At 55.4% G+C, this 18704-nt stretch carries 14 protein-coding genes; 13 read left to right on the top strand and 1 reads right to left on the bottom strand.

Features of this window, described 5'->3' with window-relative positions; translation table 11 throughout:
* Positions 1-24 precede the first annotated feature (24 nt).
* Positions 25-930, bottom strand: a complete 906-nt coding sequence (locus tag BUC36_RS13380) for a Stp1/IreP family PP2C-type Ser/Thr phosphatase (protein ID WP_234994990.1) — start codon at positions 928-930, stop codon at positions 25-27.
* A 161-nt stretch (positions 931-1091) separates the two neighbouring features.
* On the opposite strand from BUC36_RS13380, the gene BUC36_RS13375 reads away from it, so the two are divergent.
* The 13 genes from BUC36_RS13375 to tssC (BUC36_RS13310) all read left to right on the top strand — a co-directional run bounded on the left by BUC36_RS13375 (position 1092) and on the right by tssC (BUC36_RS13310) (position 18702).
* Positions 1092-1892, top strand: coding sequence for a transposase (locus BUC36_RS13375; RefSeq protein WP_073275967.1), 801 nt, complete (start codon positions 1092-1094; stop codon positions 1890-1892).
* 2 nt (positions 1893-1894) lie between these two features.
* Positions 1895-3388, top strand: a complete 1494-nt coding sequence (locus BUC36_RS13370) for a type VI secretion system contractile sheath domain-containing protein (protein ID WP_084536029.1) — start codon at positions 1895-1897, stop codon at positions 3386-3388.
* Positions 3389-3517: 129 nt separating this feature from the next.
* The gene (gene tagH / locus BUC36_RS13365) at positions 3518-5155 is read left to right on the top strand and encodes a type VI secretion system-associated FHA domain protein TagH (protein WP_073275963.1); all 1638 of its coding nucleotides are present in this window, start codon (positions 3518-3520) and stop codon (positions 5153-5155) included.
* Between the two features lie 26 nt (positions 5156-5181).
* Positions 5182-5787 carry a type VI secretion system lipoprotein TssJ gene (gene tssJ, locus BUC36_RS13360; RefSeq protein WP_143186997.1) on the top strand — a complete coding sequence of 202 codons (606 nt, stop codon included), beginning with the start codon at positions 5182-5184 and terminating at the stop codon, positions 5785-5787.
* Between the two features lie 54 nt (positions 5788-5841).
* A complete protein-coding gene (tssK, locus tag BUC36_RS13355) occupies positions 5842-7179 on the top strand; it encodes a type VI secretion system baseplate subunit TssK (RefSeq protein WP_073275961.1) in 1338 nt (445 codons plus the stop codon).
* A gap of 2 nt (positions 7180-7181) precedes the next feature.
* The gene (icmH, locus tag BUC36_RS13350) at positions 7182-8045 is read left to right on the top strand and encodes a type IVB secretion system protein IcmH/DotU (protein ID WP_073275959.1); all 864 of its coding nucleotides are present in this window, start codon (positions 7182-7184) and stop codon (positions 8043-8045) included.
* A gap of 51 nt (positions 8046-8096) precedes the next feature.
* The gene (gene tssM, locus BUC36_RS13345) at positions 8097-11639 is read left to right on the top strand and encodes a type VI secretion system membrane subunit TssM (RefSeq protein ID WP_073275957.1); all 3543 of its coding nucleotides are present in this window, start codon (positions 8097-8099) and stop codon (positions 11637-11639) included.
* Positions 11640-11654: 15 nt separating this feature from the next.
* On the top strand, positions 11655-12323 hold the full coding sequence (tagF, locus tag BUC36_RS13340) for a type VI secretion system-associated protein TagF (RefSeq protein ID WP_073275955.1): 669 nt from the start codon (positions 11655-11657) through the stop codon (positions 12321-12323).
* Between the two features lie 578 nt (positions 12324-12901).
* A complete protein-coding gene (locus BUC36_RS18845) occupies positions 12902-13663 on the top strand; it encodes a hypothetical protein (RefSeq protein WP_143186996.1) in 762 nt (253 codons plus the stop codon).
* 81 nt (positions 13664-13744) lie between these two features.
* Positions 13745-15025 carry a type VI secretion system protein TssA gene (gene tssA, locus BUC36_RS13325; RefSeq protein WP_073275941.1) on the top strand — a complete coding sequence of 427 codons (1281 nt, stop codon included), beginning with the start codon at positions 13745-13747 and terminating at the stop codon, positions 15023-15025.
* Positions 15026-15069: 44 nt separating this feature from the next.
* Positions 15070-15591 carry a type VI secretion system contractile sheath small subunit gene (gene tssB / locus BUC36_RS13320; protein WP_073275939.1) on the top strand — a complete coding sequence of 174 codons (522 nt, stop codon included), beginning with the start codon at positions 15070-15072 and terminating at the stop codon, positions 15589-15591.
* Positions 15588-17075, top strand: coding sequence for a type VI secretion system contractile sheath large subunit (gene tssC, locus BUC36_RS13315; RefSeq protein WP_073275937.1), 1488 nt, complete (start codon positions 15588-15590; stop codon positions 17073-17075). The genes tssB and tssC (BUC36_RS13315) overlap by 4 nt, the downstream gene beginning before the upstream one ends.
* A gap of 109 nt (positions 17076-17184) precedes the next feature.
* Positions 17185-18702: a type VI secretion system contractile sheath large subunit gene (gene tssC / locus BUC36_RS13310; RefSeq protein ID WP_073275935.1), complete on the top strand. Its 1518-nt coding sequence runs from the start codon at positions 17185-17187 to the stop codon at positions 18700-18702.
* Positions 18703-18704 lie beyond the last annotated feature (2 nt).

The following is an 18704-nucleotide window of genomic DNA, read 5'->3' as shown; positions in this document are numbered from 1 at the left end:
AAGAAGGGCAAGAGGGGGTTGACGCTAGGATTTGCGAACTGTGACATCGTCCTTTTTTGGCTTCAGCGTAATTGCATCATCGACTGCCCGAGCGACTGCTTCTGGTCTATTGGAAAACTCCATGATGCCTGCGCTGATGTTGTCTCGGCCGCCTAATTGATTGGCGTCATCGATAAAGCGATAGACGCTTTCGAGTGCCGGCCTGTGGGTGGCGAGCACGCGCTCGATGCAGTGGTCGTCGAGATACTCCGTTAAACCGTCACTGCACAGAAGCAGAAGCGCATCTTCGGTGAGCTTCCAGCTATTGATGACCGGCTCCGCGTCTTCAGTGACACCGAGTGCGCGGGTAATATGATTGCGAATCTGAGACTGTTGTGCCTGTTCCGGTGTGAGTTGCCCGCTGTCGATCATTTCCTGGACCACGCTGTGATCGCGGGTGAGTCTCTGCAGGCCGTATGCATTCCACAGGTAAGCGCGTGAATCGCCGATATGTGCGACAACCAGAAACTCCTGCCAAACCACCGCGGCAACCAAAGTGGTACCCATCTGCGAAAACTGCGGTCGAGTATTTTTTGTCTCGACTATTCGCTGATTGGCATTGCCTATAGCTTCGATCAATGCTGCCCGCAACATCAGCTGTTGTTGCTGTGGTGAGCAGGATAAGAAAGTGTCACCGAGCAATTCATTCAGGTGTTGCTGCAGAGTGTCGGCGGCGATTTGACTGGCCATGGCACCGCCACTGTAGCCGCCCATTCCATCCGCAACAATGACGTAAGCAAAGGGGTGGCTTGAATCACTGTGCCAGCGAATGCTGTCCTCGTTTTCCTCCCGCACCTGTCCGATATCGGTGCGCCCATTGACTGCCAGCCTGATTGGCTCCATGTCAGTCACAACTCCCTGTTGATGTAATTTGCTGTAATCGTTCAGCAATTTTCTTTCAGGATGACTCAAAAATCATCGCCACTGTGCAGCAATGTTAACTTGGTAGTACAAGTGGTTTGAAATCTTTTTCATTCATTTGTGATAATGTCGCACCACTAAGGAAGGAAGCTAGGCGGTACGCCTGTGCAAGAAAAGGATTTTTCGGCAAGATGCCCCGTCTCCCCAGACTCAATCTAATCGATATTCCTCAGCACATTGTTCAGGTAGGTCATAACAACCTGCCGTGCTTTTTCGATGAGGAAGACTATCAGTTTTATCTGATCAGTCTGCGCAACGCTGCGGATCAGTACCGCGTCGACGTCCACGCATACGTTCTTCTTCCTAATATGGTGCAGATCATCGCAACACCGCGTGTCCCGGACGGTGTACCCTCGATGATGCAGTCTTTGGGGCGGCGTTACGTACAGTTTGTTAATCACCGCTACAAACGTTCCGGAACCCTCTGGGGAGGGCGCTACAAGTCCAGTCTCATTGACTCCGATGCCTACCTGCTGACGTGTTATCGCTATGTTGAGTTGCGGCCCCTATACCTCGGCTTGGCCGAATCGCTCGGTGACTATCCCTGGTCCAGTTTCAATCACCATGCAAGTAATACGGACAGTGAAGTCATTACTGATCACCGACTTTACATGGCTCTAGGGAAAACGCCGCGGGAGCGGGCTGAGGCCTACCGAAAACTATTCCGCTACAGCTTCGATCGACGCCTGTTGGAATATATTGCGGAAACCATCAAGGTTGGACATGTGCTCGGTGGGGATGTCTTCAAGGACAAGATCGAGCAAATCGCCAATCAGCGGGTGCGTCCGTTGAAGCGCGGTCGACCACGTAAAACTAAAAAGATATCAGAGGAGACGGCCAGCGAAGGGAGTTCGTCAAATAAAATCGAAAAAGTGACGACGGCAGTGGCGCGGACAACAAAGGATGTCGATATCGTGGCAATGGAGAGCTGAAAGTGAGTCGATCGACCATTAGTACGGGAGTGCCTTTTTTTCAGGTTGGCCAGGATGACACAGGAACGTTACCAAATGATGTGTTGAAAGTGGCTATCCTGGGTGATTTCAGTGGCCGCGCCAGCCGCCGTGTCTGCGAGCCGGAGAATCTTTCTCAGCGGCCAGCAATCCGGCTGGGTAAGGATAACTTCGAGGCCGTTTTCGAACACCTTGGGGTGCGTTTACAGCTGCCGGTGATGCAGGAGTCGCTGGCACTGCTCGAATTCGATGATCTACATCCGGATTACCTTTACAGTCGAGTGCCGCTGTTCCAAAAGTTTATTGATCTGGAAAAAAAGCTGTTAAAGCCGGCGACTTTTGCCCAGGCTGCGCAAGAGATTCGCGAGTGGCATCCGGAACTGGAAGCTCCAGATGGCGCGGGTCAGGCGCCGAATTCACATGACTCTTTGCTTGATCGAATCCTGTCCGGAAAAGGGTTTGACGATTTTCACGGGAATAGCGCCGAAGGGCAGATCGATAGGCTGATCAAAGATGTCGTCGCGCCCTATGTGCAGCAGAAGCCAGACGCCAATCAGGACCTCTACCTGCAGGCGGTTAGCCAGGCCGCCTCCGAAGCCATGCGCAAGCTGATGCACAACAGTGACTTTCGACAAATCGAAAGTAGCTGGCGAAGTCTGCAGCTGTTATTGCGGCGACTCGAGGAGCATCCGAATCTTAAGTTGTATCTGATTGACGTCAGTAAAGAGGAAATACTGGCAGATTTCGCCCAGGCGGAGAATGATCTCGAACAATCGCAGTTGTTCAAGTGCCTGGTTGAGCGTGAAGCTGTAGCCGGAAGTATGCCGTTCAATCTGATTCTGGGTGACTTCTTCGTTGCCGACGAGGAGAGGGACCTGCACCTGTTGATTGATCTCGCGACCATCGCCGAAGCCGCAGGCAGCGCCGTTATCTTGGGGGGGGACTGCCGCCTCGCCGGGTGTACCAGTTTGGCCGGTTCGCTGGACCCGGATGATTGGCACTACCCGTTGTCCGAGGTGTTCGCCGAGAGTTGGCAGGCCGTGCGTGACTACTCGGGCTGTGAATATGTTGCGCTGGCAGGTCCCAGATTCATGTTACGGCTGCCTTTCGGTGCAGATTCCGCCCGCACCGACTGTTTTGATTTCGAGGAGCTGACACCGGAGCACGGCCACAATTATTACCTGTGGGGCAACAGCGCATACCTATTGGTACTGTCAATCTGTCAGCAGTTTGTTCGTACCGGCCGGCTCGCTCCGGTGGCGTCGGCGAGCTACGAAGATTTGCCGCTGCATCTACGCAAACTGCCGCAGGGAGACTGGATGACGCCCTGTGCTGAGGCGCAATTGACAGACCGTGCCGCGGCACGGTTCGCCAGCACGGGCATCAGTACGTTGCGGTCGGTGCAGGGAAAAGACCAGATTTTATTGCCGAGATTACAGTCGCTTGCCGGTACTGATCTCAGGGGCCCCTGGAGCTGATCGGCGGGGTTGCGCCGCCGTATCCGTTAGTGGGGCTCCATTGTGTTAGAGGCCCGAAATTTCTATAGCGCGAGTCAGAGTGAAATGGACTTAGTTCTCTCCGTGTTGGCAGACCCCCGGGGTGCCAATATGCTCAAGCATACAAAACTGTTTACGCCCGCCGGTGGCAGTGTCGGCCGCGCGGACAGCAATGACTGGGTGCTGCCGGATCCGGAACGGGTAGTCTCATCGAAGCACGCCTTGATCACCTTCAGCAACAACCAGTATTTCCTTACGGACGAGAGTACAAACGGCACCTATCACAATCAGGGAGACAACCCGCTGGGCAAGGGCAACCAGGCCCCACTGAACGATGGTGACGTAATCGGTATTGGCGACTACCAACTCAAAGTCAGTGTTCGCCGCCCACAGGCCGAAAGTCACGGGCTGCCCAAAGGCCTCGGTGATGCGGATTTTCTCGATAGTAGCGACCGCACGACATTCAGTGCCGCCGCGGCTGCCAAAATGCAGAACCAGGCGGAAGCGCAGCAGCTCGACAGCTGGCTGGAGCCTGGCCGCAGCGGTGGTGGCGATACAGGTGAGTGGGGCTATGTCAGCGGTACTAATCAGAGCGCTGTAAGCGGCGATAATCTTCTCGGGACGGACTCGGGGCCGACGGATCCACTGGCGACCTTCGGTGGCGTTAAGGGATCCGAGTTCGGCTCGGTTCAGGACCCTTTGTCTGCCTTCAGCGGCACTGCAGGGGGCTTGTCTGCAGAAGCGGGCGGCGACTGGGGCGACGACTGGTGGAAAGACGGCAGTGAGCAGGACCATGCACCGGCCGATCGTCACTCGATGCAAATTGTACCGCAACAGACAAGCTCCGCCGATATCGCGCCCGCTGTGGATCAACTCTGGTCGGATCCACGCCCGCAGCCCACCGCGAACACGGGGTCGCCAGTGCCCCCGGCCCCTCCGCTGGATAACCCTTTTGCCGATTCTTTCGCCGCTATGCAGGGGCAACAGGTGGAAGGTGCGCCGGGATTCGATAACGGTATGTCCACGGGAGCCGCATTTTCCGATGCGTCGCAACAGTTTTCCCAGCTTCAGCCGCAACAGCCGGTTCCCGGTGTCCGCCAGGATCAGGCTCCGCCAGTGCCCGCGGTGGAGGCGCCGCAGCCCTCGACACCGGCTGCGCCGGCGCCTGCCACGGCCACTACCAATGCCCTGGCTGCAGCCTTGGGGCTGAATCTCTCCCTGGCGCAGCTGCAACAGGTGGACCAGCAGACGACAGCGATTGTCCAGGAGACGGTTGCGCGGCTTATCGACTTGTTGCGCGCGCGCACCAGCATAAAAAACGAATTGCGTGTGCAGCGCACCATGATTCAGACGGAAGCGAACAATCCGCTGAAATTCAGTGCGACCGCCGCAGATGCGCTGACCGCAATGTTCGCCGGCAGCGGTGCCTTTATGTCACCCCAGCAAGCAGTGCGGGACAGCTTTGATGACCTTTCCGACCACCAGGTCGCAGTGCTCGCCGGTATGCGTGCCGGCTATGACGCCATGCTGAAGTTCTTCAATCCGGAAAATATCGAGCGGCATGCCGGTCAGCACGGTGGAGTTTTCGCCAGCAAGAATGCCAAAAACTGGGAAGGCTTCACCGAGCTGTATCGAGAATTGTTGAAGGATCCGGACGCCTGTTATCGGCGGCTATTTGGTGAGGAGTTCGCGACTGTTTACGAAAACCAGCTATCCGAGCTGAAAAATGCCAGAAGCTTGAAAAACTGACGATAAAGGAAAAACGGGAGTTAAATGTGACCACCAATAAAGTTTTCCAGTTACTGTTGATCGGTGCCTTGATTCTGACCGTGTCTGCCTGCCAGACCACACGGCGTACATTAAATTTTGAAACCAGCGTTGAGCTGTCGGTGGACAGTGAAAACGATGTAAATCCGGATAACGACGGCCGCGCATCACCAGTGGTAGTGCGGGTTTTTATGCTCGCTGATGACCGTCAGTTTTCCCGCGAGGATTTCCTGAATCTTTACGAGAACGCAGAATCCCGCCTCGGAAATGACCTGCTCGACACCGTGGTCCTGAAAGAGTTTGCGCCGGGCGAGCAACGGATCGAGAAGCTGCAGCTCAGTCCGGAAGTCAGATACATAGGATTGCTGGCTGAGTTCGTGCAGTACCAGCGGGCTGATGCCCTTATGTTGCTGCCGATCACCGAGCATAAGGAAAACGAGTACGAAGTGACGTTGACCGGCACGCAGATAGGTTCCACCAAAGCATTGGCCATGCGCCGGTCTTCTGGAAGTGGTGGCGCTACTGGATCCCGTGACGACGGTACGGTGACTATCTCCAGCGCGGAATATGAGCGTATGCGTAAACAGCTGGAGCAGACGGAACAAGGAAAATAGCTGAGTCACGGCCAGGCTGGACACTCCCGGCCCCGACTTTCATAAGGAAAAACTATGTCGGCGAACAATAAGGTAATCTGGAGCGAGGGCATGTTTCTTCGCCCGCAGCACTTCCAGCAGCAGGATCGCTATCTGGAACAGTTACTCGAGGCCCGCACCGGCGCCCTTGGCCCTTACACGTGGGGACTCGTCGAACTTGCCATCGACAGTGAGCCGTTGGCCATGGGGAAAATATCCGTATCGCGGGTGAATGTCATATTCCCGGATGGTACACCGATGCTTGCGCCAGAAAATGAGCATCTACCCGAAGTGCTGGAAGTGCCGGTCAATACCCGCGATGAAGTGGTGTATCTGTGTATACCGATGAAGCGGCCGGGGAGCCAGGAGTCGGTGCGTGACCAGGAAGACTTCCCCCAGGCGCGTTATCAGACCAGTAATTTCGATGCCCGCAACAGTGCCTCCACATCCGGCGAGCCCGCGCGGATACAGGTCGGCAAGCTGCGTGCCTGCCTGAAACTGGGCAGCGATGATCTGAGCGGCTACGCCGCCATTGGTATCGCGCGCATCCGGGAGCGTCAGCCCGAAAAGCCAGTGGAGCTTGATTCCGACTATATTCCGCCATTGCTGAATGGTGACGCTTCATCGGTCATTAAAGCCTACATCGAAGAGATCAAGGGGCTGCTTAGTCATCGGGGCTCCGCGCTGGGCCATCGCCTGAGCGACAGTGGGCGTAGTGGCTCGGCGGAGATTGCCGATTATCTACTGTTACAGGTAATAAATCGCTTTGAGCCTCTATTGGTCCAGCTTACGGCACAACCCCGCCTGCACCCGCATAGCCTGTTTGTCGAGTTACTGCAGTTGGCCGGTGAGCTGTCCACGTTTACGACCGCCAATAAGCGCCCGCCGGAGATTCCCCACTACGCCCACGAGAATTTGCAGCAGAGCTATGCCGGCCTGTTCGCAGCACTGCGCCAGTGTTTGTCTACGGTGCTGGAGCAGACTGCCATTGCGATGGAGTTGGTGCAGCGCAAGTACGGTATTTATGTGGCGCCAGTAACCGATCCTTCGCTGGTCAAGACTGCCAGCTTCATTATGGCGGCAAAAGCGGATATGCCGGGCGACCTGTTGCGTAGCCGTTTCCCCGGGCAGGCCAAGGTGGCACCGGTAGAGGCCATCCGCGAACTGATTTCAGCGCAGTTACCCGGTTTGTCGTTGCGAGCTCTACCCGTTGCGCCGCGACAGATTCCGTACCACGCCGGCTTTACCTACTTTGAGGTGGAGCGCGCCGGTGAACTCTGGCAGGCCATGCAGAGATCCGGCGGCTTCGCAGTGCATCTAGGGGCCGAGTTCCCGGGTTTGAGCATGGAGCTCTGGGCAATAAGGAATAACTGATCATGAGTAATGACAGCTTTACCCCGCCGCGCGCCCCCACGGCCGGAGACCGCACAGTGGTGGTTCCAACACCCGGCGCCGCTGCGGCCAGCCGTCCGACCGGCAGTACACCGCCAAATCAATTCGCTGGCAGCGATGTGCGACAGGAAATCAGGATCCGCAACACGCTCAATCCGTTGGTCGCCGCCGCATCGAAACTGTTAGGTGTGATCATCAAGCTGCGCACAACGATGAAGCACGACAATGTACCGGATCTACACAAGCGGTTGACGAGGGAAATTCAGGGCTTTGAGCGCGAAGCAAAACAGCTTTCGCTGGCGCCTGAAACGGTTCTTACGGCGCGCTACCTGTTGTGTACGGTTGTGGATGAGGTAGTCCTGACGACTCCCTGGGGCACTGCCAGTGGTTGGAGTCAGCACTCACTTCTGAGCTTGTTTCACAAGGAGACCTTTGGGGGCGAGAAGTCCTTCCAGATCCTGCAGCGCATGCTGGAAACACCCGGATCCCATCTGCAACTGCTCGAACTTTTCTATCTGTGTCTCAGCCTCGGGTTTCAGGGCAAGTATCGACTGGTACAGCGCGGACACGAGCAGCTTGAGCAGATACGGGACAACCTCTACCAGACTATAGAGAGTCACAGACCCGGCATGGACCGGGACCTCTCGCCGCACTGGCAGGGCTGCGTCGAGCGCAGGACGCGTCTGATTCAATATATACCACTGTGGGTGATCGCCAGTGTCGTGTTTGGTGTGCTGGCAATTACCTACAGCGGCTATCGCTGGTGGCTGTACCAGAGTGCGACACCGGTGGCAGAAAGTATTGCCGCCATCGTCGATGACAAGAAAGAAGATATTCCCAACCGGTAAACCTGGAACGGTTTTCCCCGGTCCCCGAGGGAGCGGGAGATGGAGCTCTGCATGAAACGCCTGCGTAATTTTTTCACGAATAAATGGGTAGTGGGTTGCATCGGCCTGCTGGCTCTGTCACTGCTGATTTGGTTCGGTGCCGACTACATCAAGTTCGGCAGTGATAACACAACACTGTCACACGCGGTACGCGCAACAATTATTGTGTTTCTGTTCGCCACCTGGCTGGTTTGGAACATCAGCCAGTGGCTGGTGGAGCGGCGCCAAAACCAAGCTCTGATTAACGAGATTGAAGAGTCTCAGCAAGGCGAAATCGATCCCGATGAAGAGCGCAGTCGCGAAGAACTCGACACGCTCTCCAGCCGTTTTCGCGAGGCAATGGGGGTTCTGAGCAAGGCGCGCTTCAAGTCTGAACGGGGCAGTGTCTCTCTGTATCAGCTGCCCTGGTACATCATCATTGGCCCGCCGGGCTCTGGTAAGACAACCGCCCTGGTGAATTCCGGACTTGAATTTCCGCTGGCGCAATCCCACGGTAAGGAAGCCCTGGGCGGAGTGGGCGGTACGCGCAACTGTGACTGGTGGTTTACCAACGACGCCGTGCTCATCGACACGGCCGGCCGTTACACAACACAGGACAGTCATCGGGTTTACGACAATAGTGCCTGGCAGGCCTTCCTCGCGTTGTTGAAGCGCTACCGCCGGCGCCGGCCGATCAACGGCGCCCTCGTGGCCATCAGTCTGCAGGATCTTATGGTGCAGACTGCCGAGCAACGACTCCATCAGGCCAAGACTATTCGCCAGCGCATTAATGAGTTACAGCAGCAACTCGGCATTCGGTTCCCGATCTACCTGACATTTACCAAGTGCGACCTTGTCGCCGGTTTCAGCGAGTTTTTCGACAACCTTTCGCAAGCGGAGCGGGAGCAGGTTTGGGGGGTGAGTTTTCCTGCCGAGGCAAGCCCCGCAACGGGCGCGCCGCTGGACAGCTTTGACTCCGAGTTTCAGCAGTTGATCGAGCGCCTGAACCAGCGCGTTCTGTGGCGGGTACACCAAGAGCGCAACATTGAAAAAAGAGCACTTTTACAGGGCTTTCCTGCGCGCATGGAGAGCTTGCGGGACATGCTGGCCGATTTCCTCAAGCAGACGTTCGGCCCCAACCGCTACGACACTGTGCCGATGGTACGCGGTGTCTACTTTACCAGCGGCACTCAGGAGGGCAGCCCGATTGACCGCATGATGGCGTCTGTAAGCGCCGACTTCGGTCTCGAGCGCGATATGGGGCAGAAGCTCCAGGGGGCTGGCAAAAGTTACTTTCTGCATCGATTGCTCAAGGATGTGGTCTTTCCGGAAGCAGAGCTGGTGGGCGTCAATCGCAAGATAGAGGCTGCGACCCAGTGGCTCCGTCGGGGTATCTACGCGACCTCTGCCGCTGTATTTATCGCTGCCCTGTTCCTGTGGACCGGCAGCATCGCGCAAAACAAAATGTACATGAATGAGGTCAGCAAAAAGATCGCTGAGTACGAGCAGCAAAAGCAGCGGGTTGCGAGTACACAGTTGACCTCGGTCCAGAGCCTGGAACTTTTGCAGCCGCTACACAGCGCAGCAGCTGTCTATGAAAAAGACAAGCATCCCTGGCTTACAAATCTCGGCCTCTATGATGATCGCATCGATGCGGCTGCAGACAACCTATATCAGGAGCAGCTGTATCGCATTTTCGTGCCCGCCCTGATACGCGACATTGAGCGGGATCTGAATCGTTTGGATAGCGATGACCCGGCGCTAGCCTCCACCCTGAAGACCTACCTGATGTTCTTTACTCCCGACCAGCGAAATGTTGAGACTCTGGAGGACTATTATAGGGCTCGCTGGGAGCGCCAGCTGCCCGGAGAGGCTCAGAAGCAGGAACAGCTGGCAGGCCACTTACAGCGCCTCTTCGCCGAACCGATGCCGGAAGACCTGCGGGTGAACGAACGTGTTGTCGCGCGGGCGCGCCAGCAATTGCGACGTGTCCCGGTACCGCAGCGACTATATGCCCAGCTGCAGCGCAGCGAACTTGGCGTGACTCAAATTGACCTGTACGGGGAGATTGGTGGTGATACTGACGAGCTATTCGGTGTCGCAGCCTCGGATAAACGCTTCACGATTCCCTATCTGTACACCAAAGCCGGATACAAAGAGACAGATTTTGGCGCTGATTCCACGTTGATGGCCAGGTTATCCGAAGAACGATGGATATATGGCGGCGATCTCAGTGGTGAAGACTTCAGCGAAGCGGATCGCAAAAAACTCGGCGAGGAGGTAAAGCGTATTTACCTCAGCGAGTACCACCAGCGCTGGCAGCGATTCATCAATGGCTTCTCAATCCAGCGTTTTCGCACTACGAGCCAGGCGCTGGATACGCTATCGAAGCTATCGGACCCAGTGTATTCGCCGCTGCTCGCAATCGCAGAAATATCGGCCGATAACACCAGTCTCACACCGCGGCCGGAGCTGCCGGTAGATGCCTCCGGGGTTCGCCTGCCAGTTTCCAGCACCACGCGAACTCTCGGTAATGCTGCGGCTGGTGGCGCTGCCACCGCACTGCAGCAGAAGTTTCAGCCGACCATCGTTGACATAAGATTCGAAGAGCTGCATCGCATCACCAAAAGCGAGAAAGGACGTCCCGCGCGCATTCAGGAATATTTATCGGCCATTTCCCGCATTCAGGAATATCTGACCGAGATTGACAGCGCGCCGGATGCGAATGAAGCTGCTTTCAACAGTGCCAAGGCCAGATTTGCAGGTGGTAGTGGAGATGCCATTAAGCAATTGCGAATCAAAGCGAGTAATGCACCTGCGCCCTTTAAAGAATGGCTCGAAGATATCGCTGACAGTACCTGGGCGTTGGTAATGAGCAAGGCCAAGCTACATGCAGACCGCATTTGGCGCGAGCAAGTTTACAACAGCTACAGCCGCAGCCTGGCCGGTCGTTACCCGTTAAGCAGTGACCGTGAGCAGGAAGTGCCGGTGCTGGAGTTCAACAAATTCTTCAAGCCGGGCGGTATAGAACAGCAATTTATTGACGAATATCTGAAGCCATTTGTCGATACCAGAAATTGGACGATGAGGTCTCTTGATGGCCAGAGTCTCGGGCTCTCTGAAAGCGCTGTTGCACAAATGCGTCGCGCCGAGCGTATTCGCAGTACATTTTTTGGTGGCGGCGAACAGGCAAGCTATTCATTCCGGATTGAGCCGACCAAACTGGATTCGAGCGTGCGCCTCTTCGAACTCGAGGTGGGCGGACAGCGTGTACCCTACTCTCATGGTCCACGGACAATGAAAAAGCTGACCTGGCGTGGCGGGGAGTCAAATCGTGTGAGAATTATCTTTGAGGACCTGAATGAAACGGTACACCGGAAGCACTATGAGGGTGACTGGGCCTGGTATCGACTGCTGGCGAGTTCGCGGCTCGAGCGTGGCCGTAGCAGTACCGAGTATCTGGTGACATTCGAAGAGGAAGGCCGTAAGGCGCAATTCAGGCTGCTGGCGTCAGCGGCGAATAACCCTTTCGATCGCACCTTGTTGCGTAGCTATCGCTGCCCCGAAACCCTCTGACAGGCAGAGCTGAAAGTGAGTATAAAAAAAGGGTTGTACGGAAAGCTCCCTGGACACGGCGACTTTATTCAACGGGAGTTGCCGGCCAGCTTTGTGAAAGTGTGGGACGAATGGCTTCAGCGCGCGGTATACGGATCACGCGAGCTGGTGGGGGAGTCGTGGCTGGATTACTATCTGACCAGCCCTATTTGGCGCTTCGCCCTCTCCTCCGGCGTACTGGACGGACAGGCCTGGGCCGGAATTCTGGTGCCGAGCGTGGACAGTGTCGGTCGCTATTTCCCGCTGACCATGGCCGTTCCCGTGACTTCTAACACGAACCCATTTTCTGTTCAGGTGACTGCCGAAAGCTGGTATCAGCAAATGTCCGACCTGGCACTAGAGGCGCTTCAAGGCGGGTTGCAGGCCGATCACCTGCTGGAAAGGTTTCCTGATTTTTTGCCCGGACTGCCAGATAACCGTGTGATCGACGTCAATGGCAGCCATATCGTAGCCTGTAACGAAGCCAATATTGGTAGTAGTTACCCGAGTTTACTGAACCAACTGTATCGAGCCAATTTATCCAGCTTCAGCCTTTGGTGGTGTGCGGGTTCACAGCAACTGGCTCCGACCACGCTTGTCAGCCCAGCGTTGCCGGAACCAACTCTGTACTGCTCAATGCTAGGGGCGCCGAGTCAAAACTGGTGAACGGCTCTATTTGAACGTGGCAGCGAAGATGCATCAAGACAAAAAAAATTGCTTATACACTTGAAGATTCGTGGCGCATCAATTTGCATTTGTTGGGACTTAATCGAACCGATTCGAAAAGATGTTGATTAAACTCTGCTGTAATCCGTTGTCATTGAAGAATATGTCGTTTTTGCGGCATTATTTTTCGATATCGTTTAAGTTAATCGAATAATATCGAAGTCTTGCAAAACAAGAATACGGCTGAATGCCCTGGATAATTAAGTACATTCGTTTCATTTGTGAAAGTTGGAGAGCAATAACTGGTATTAGTACCAGTTTCATTGCCGATAGTTGTTTGCTGTGTATCCAAACGCGGAGAAGGTCCGGTAGAATTATGTAACTTGTAACGGAGAATAACAGGTTCCAGAAGGTTTAATTTTTCTGGGATCTGCTGTCTGCGTATTACTAGATACGATAGTCCCAGCTTTTTTTCTCAAGGCAGTTTATGAGCCAGATGGATTTTTGGTTCTCTGGCGGAGGTGCAGATTTTCAGCTCCGTTATTTCATTTGGTTGGCAGGGATCGCAGGTCATAGGAATGTATTTTGAGGTCGTGTTTACCGGGGTGCTGCGCGATGGTTTTACCCGCCGGCGAGGTATCGAGGCACTGGCTAACCAGTTTTCGCTCGACTTCCATCAGATCAAGCGCCTGTTGTCCGGCGCGCGCTGTATCGTAAAACGGACTCAGGATCGACATCGGGCAGAAAGGATTGTTAATACTCTATGGGATGGAGGGTGGCATTCAGAGTTATACCAGGGTGATCGCATCCTATGGTGTAGCAGTCAGTCGCAGGGCGAGGGAGCGCCACTGGTTAGAGCTGGGATGATCAGATCGTTCAGCGCTGATTCCAGTATTTCTCTCTCATTACCAGCATCTTGGCAAACTTGTGATGACTTGAATCCGCATGCTCTTTTTCAGCGTGGAGACAGGCTGTCTCACCAGTATGTCGTTGTGCTGCGGCAGGATAAGGCGGAACTGCCGAAAACCTTGACGCTGACCGACTACAGCGCAGCACAATTGCAACAGTGCTATGCAAAAGTCAGTGCGGGGCAGATTCATGGAGAGCCTGTACCGCTCGGGAACTCTACTTATGCAACCTATACCGTTCAGCTTTCTGCTGAGCTGGGTAACGTACCGATCAGGTATCTACTCGGTTGTGTGGGCGATAAAAGTTGGTACTACACGATTTTTCTGTGGTGTGAAGCCCGGGTTTTTGCTGGAAAGCTGAGGCTGTTTGAGCAGCTCATCAGAGATTTTCGCATAGAGCCCGCGCCATCGGGTCGTAAAGTGAGTTGCTAGTCTGACCAGAGTGTGGAAAGGCCGTAGCCGAAGCACACTGCTCAGAGCAGGTTAAAGGGATAAAACGAAAAAGGACACTGCATGGCCTTTCCAAGCTCAATCAATATTGACGATTTGGCGGCAGCGATTGCCGACAACCAGCCCACCGGTAGCGATATTCGCGAGGACCGATCGCCGACCTCCGACTACTACACCATCAAAGATGCCCGCAACAGTGCGCGAGCGGCGGAGCGCTCGGCGCTGTTCGATGAAAGTGATACTGATCTATTGGCGCCTTGGCGGGATGTCGCCCAAGCGGCGCAGAAGATTCTGTCGACAAAAAGCAAAGACCTCGAAGTTGCGGCCTGGTATACCGAAGCACTGATCCGCCTGCACGGTTTCACCGGGCTGCGAGATGGCATGGCGTTGATTGATCGCCTGGTGGCCGAGCACTGGGAGGGCCTCTACCCGGAACCGGACGAAGACGGCCTGGAAACCAAAGTGGCGCCCCTGACGGGACTGAACGGGGACGGTGGAGATGGGACATTGCTGCTACCGATCCGCAGTGCCGAAATCACGCCCGAAGGCGATTACGGTACCTTCTCTTTCTTTCAGTATCAGCAAGCCCGGGATGCCGACCGTATAGCGGATGAAGATGCCAAGGCGGCACGGCTCGAGACGCTCGGCTACAGCCTGGGCGACATTGAAAGCTGCATACACAGTGCCAGTAATGAATGGGCGCAGGATCTTATAGAGACGCTGGAAGAGACCGTTGCCCATTACAAAAGCATCAATGACGCACTGCGTTCCAGTTGTGGCCACGACGCACCGCCGGCGACAAATATCAACACTCTGCTGGACGAAGTCCTGCGCACGACACGCTTTATCTACAAACAGCAGCTCGATGCCCTCGCGGTCTCCTCCGCTGAGCCAGCCGAGTCGGCAGGCCCGGCCGCTGGTGCGGAAGAGACCGGCGCAACTCTCGTCGCAACCGCGCCCGGCGGTCTCAATGTGCCCGCTGGTGCGGTCTCCTCACGGGAGTCAGCTCTGAAATTACTCGAGGAAGCGGCGAAATATTTCCGCACCTATGAGCCGCACACCCCCCTGGCTCCCGGCTTGGAGCGACTGATCAGTTGGGGGCGCATGACCGTTGCCGAATTGATGACCGAACTACTGCCCGACGATCAATCGCGTGCAGTCTATTCCCAGTTGACCGGCGTCAAGCTCGATGGCTCGGATACCCAGCGTTATGTGGCGCCACCTGCGGCGGCCAGTGGGGTTCCGATGACCGCCGATACAGGCGCAATGACAGAACCTGAGGCAGCTTCCACTCAGACAGGTTGGTCTGAAGAACCACAGGCAGAGGCCAGCGTGGGCTGGTAATCACTTCACTAATTGCATCCTAAATTGAGGAAAGGAGATCCAAGATGTCTGAGAGCATCCACAACAAGCTGAAGCGTGTGCGCAAGCCGCGTGTACACATCACGTACGATGTAGAAACCAACGGTGCTGAAGTCAAGAAGGAACTGCCGTTTGTTGCCGGTGTGATGGGCGACTATTCCGGTGATAACGCTGAAAACCGCAAGGCGTTGAAGGAGCGTAAGTTTGTCCAGATCGATCGCGATAATTTCAATGATGTTATGTCGAAGGTCAATCCAAAGCTGAATCTACAGGTGGAGAACACCCTCGCCGGTGACGGTAGCAAGATGGCGGTGGATCTGGACTTCAATCACATGGATGACTTCTCGCCGGAGCAGATTGTCGAACAGGTGGAACCGCTCAAGCAGCTGTTGGAAGCGCGCAGCAAGCTGCGGGATTTGCTCAGCAAGGCTGATCGTTCGGAAGAGCTGGAAAAGGTTCTGGAAGATATTCTGAAGAGTACTGAAAATGTCGGTGCTATTTCTGAGCAGCTGGGTCTGGGAGAAGAAAAGGGAGAGGACGCGGAATGAGTACCGAAGTCGAAAACGTAGCGGAAAGCGAAGCGGAAGAGCAGTCGGTCAGCCTACTGGAGCAAGCGATCTCGGCCACTAAGCAGACTGAACCAGATGAAGCGCAAGACCTGATCGCCAACCTGACTCAGCAGGTTCTGAAAGGGACCGTCACTTGGGATCGGAATCTTACCCAAACGATCAACAAAGCCGTCCAGGCTATTGATGCCGCCATGTCCAAGCAGCTATCGGCCATTCTGCACGAAGAGAAGCTGCAGAAGCTGGAGGGTTCCTGGCGCGGACTGCATCACATGGTCATGAACAGCGAGACCGGGGCGACGCTGAAGATCCGTATGCTCAACCTGTCCAAGCGCGAGCTGTTTCGCGACCTGGATAAAGCGGTGGAGTTTGACCAGAGCCAGACGTTCAAGAAAATCTACGAAGAGGAATTCGGCACCGCTGGTGGCGAGCCCTTCGGCTGCATGATTGGTGACTTTGAGTTTACCAGCCACCCGGAGGATATCGAGCTGCTGAGCAAGATGTCGAATGTAGCCGCGGCGGGCTTCTGTCCGTTCGTATCGGCGGCTGGTGCCGGCATGTTTGGCTTCAATGATTTTACCGAGCTGTCGAAACCCCGTGATCTCGGCGGCATCTTTGAGTCTGGTGAATACATTAAGTGGCGCAGTTTCCGCGACAGCGATGATTCCCGTTTCGTGACGCTGGTCATGCCGCGGACACTGGCCCGCACCCCTTACGGCGCCAACACCAAGCCGATTGAGTCCTTTAACTTTGAAGAGTTCGAAGTAGATGAGTCCGGTGTATCCCGACCGGCAGAGCACGATCAGTATTGCTGGATGAATGCGGCCTACGTGATGGGTACCACCATGACTCGCGCCTTCGCAGAGAATTCCTGGTGTACCGCCATTCGCGGCGCTGAAGGTGGAGGTAAAGTGGAAGGCTTGCCGACACACCTGTTTAAAAGTGATGACGGCGACCTGGACCAGAAGTGCCCGACGGAAATCGGCATTACTGATCGCCGCGAGGCGGAACTCAGTGCCCAGGGTTTCCTTCCGTTGTGCCATTACAAGAACACAGACTACTCTGTATTCTTCGGTTCGCAGAGCGCGCAGAAAGCAAAAGCCTTTGACGACCCTGATGCAACCGCCAATGCGGCAATTTCCGCACGCCTACCTTATTTGATGGCGACCTCGCGTATTGCCCACTACCTGAAAGTCATGGCGCGTGACAAGGTGGGTTCCTTCATGGAGGCGGGCGATTGTGAGCGCTGGCTTAATAAGTGGATAAGTCAGTACACCAACTCAAACCCTGACGCGAGCGCGGAAATGAAAGCCAAGTATCCGTTGGCCGAAGCACGTGTTGAAGTGAAGGAAATTCCTGGCCAGCCGGGTTGCTACAGCGCAGTAGCCTACCTGAAACCATGGCTGCAGATGGAAGAGCTGACCACGTCCATGCGTATGGTGGCGAATATCCCCACGGCGGGATAAAGCTATAGGCCCGCCGTCTGCGGCGGGCCTTTGATATTTCCGATGTACCCTACGAAAACGCGAAAGTCCCACGCTTTCGCTACTGAATCGTTCCTTGGGAGAAGCTTCTTTGTCCGCAGCATCATCCAGTCACCAGTCTCGTGAGTTCGGGGAGCTGCTGCCGGCGTCATTGATGCAAAGCGGATGGGGGCCCCTGCGAAAATTCCTGCAGGAACCGGACGACCTTTTTGCCCTGGAATACTGGCTGACGGAAATCTGTCCCTGTCACAACCGCGAGAATTTCAGCGTACGCCAGTGGCTGGGCAGGCTGATCGCGGAAATTGACGAGGCGATCTGCGACCAGGTCAATGCAATCCTGCGCCACCCCCGATTCCAGCGCCTGGAGGCCAGTTGGCTTGGCCTGGCCATGCTGATCAACGCCGCCCCCCATAGCGACAATGTGAAGATAAAGCTGCTGGATGTAAGTTGGCGGGATCTCACCAAGGATATTGAGAGGGCTCCGGATTACGATCAGTCCGGCCTGTTTCATCTGCTGTACAACGAGGAATTTGGTACACCAGGTGGTGAACCCTTTGGCCTTATTCTGGGGGATTACTATGTTTCCCACCGGCCGTTCTCGGACCATCCCTACGATGATGTTTTCACCCTGCAGGGCATTGCGCAAACCGCTGCCGCCGCATTTGCGCCGTTTGTATGCGCGGCGACCCCCCAACTGTTTGGTGTCGATCAATATGAGGATTTGGCCAAGCCAATCGATTTCGGTGAGGTGTTTCGCCAGAAGCAGTACATTCGCTGGAATGGATTACGGGAGCTCGAAGATAGCCGCTTTATTGCAGTAACGCTGCCACAAGTTCTGATGCGTCAGCCGTACAACACCAGTTTCTCGCGCTATCGCGGGCTGCGGTTTGCCGAGGCTGTTGCCGCTTCACACAGCCGCAACTATCTCTGGGGAAATGCCTGTTTTGCCCTCGGCGCCGTGCTGATACGCGAATTTGCCGAAGTAGGCTGGTTTTCGCATATCCGCGGTGTGGCACGTGATCACTTGGGGGGAGGCCTGGTATCGCAGTTGCCGGTTGTCCCCTATGCAGTCGATTCACGGGCGCACATGGGGCGTATGTCGACCTCTATACTGGTAACAGATTTCGCCGAAAGGGAACTGAGTGAGCTGGGATTTACCTGCCTGAGTCACTGCTACGATACCCCCTACAGCGCCTTTAACAATGTGCCGTCATTACAGCGCCCAAAGCAGTACACCACCAAGGCTGCAACGGCGAATGCCCGAATCAGCTCGATGCTGCAGCAGATATTATGTGCGTCGCGCTTTGCTCACTACATAAAAGTAATGATCCGGGACAAAGTTGGTGCCTATATGAATGCCAAGGACTGCGAACGCCAGCTTCAGCAGTGGCTCGATCGCTATACCACCGGTCGCGATGACCTGTCCTGGGAGATGCTCGCACGCTACCCGCTGCGCGAAGCGCGGGTCCAGGTGGTAGACGAGCCCGGCAAAGTCGGCAGCTACCAGAGCATCATTCACCTGAAGAGCCACTACACGGTAGACCACCTAGTGTCGGAGCTCAAACTCACGACGGCGCTGGCCCAGGTCGGTATTGGAACGGTAGTCTAAAA

The sequence above is a fragment of the Microbulbifer donghaiensis genome (assembly GCF_900129095.1).
Classification (GTDB): domain Bacteria; phylum Pseudomonadota; class Gammaproteobacteria; order Pseudomonadales; family Cellvibrionaceae; genus Microbulbifer; species Microbulbifer donghaiensis.
Note: the sequence above shows the minus strand (reverse complement) of the source record. Positions and strands in the feature narration are given on the sequence as shown.

Bases quoted from the DNA above. Each gene is read 5' to 3' on its own strand.
- BUC36_RS13375 (WP_073275967.1), top strand. From the start codon at position 1,092: ATGCCCCGTCTCCCCAGACTCAATCTAATCGATATTCCTCAGCACATT.
- tagH (WP_073275963.1), top strand. From the start codon at position 3,518: ATGCTCAAGCATACAAAACTGTTTACGCCCGCCGGTGGCAGTGTCGGC.
- tssK (WP_073275961.1), top strand. From the start codon at position 5,842: ATGTCGGCGAACAATAAGGTAATCTGGAGCGAGGGCATGTTTCTTCGC.
- icmH (WP_073275959.1), top strand. From the start codon at position 7,182: ATGAGTAATGACAGCTTTACCCCGCCGCGCGCCCCCACGGCCGGAGAC.
- tssM (WP_073275957.1), top strand. From the start codon at position 8,097: ATGAAACGCCTGCGTAATTTTTTCACGAATAAATGGGTAGTGGGTTGC.
- BUC36_RS18845 (WP_143186996.1), top strand. From the start codon at position 12,902: ATGTATTTTGAGGTCGTGTTTACCGGGGTGCTGCGCGATGGTTTTACC.
- tssA (WP_073275941.1), top strand. From the start codon at position 13,745: ATGGCCTTTCCAAGCTCAATCAATATTGACGATTTGGCGGCAGCGATT.
- tssB (WP_073275939.1), top strand. From the start codon at position 15,070: ATGTCTGAGAGCATCCACAACAAGCTGAAGCGTGTGCGCAAGCCGCGT.
- tssC (WP_073275937.1), top strand. From the start codon at position 15,588: ATGAGTACCGAAGTCGAAAACGTAGCGGAAAGCGAAGCGGAAGAGCAG.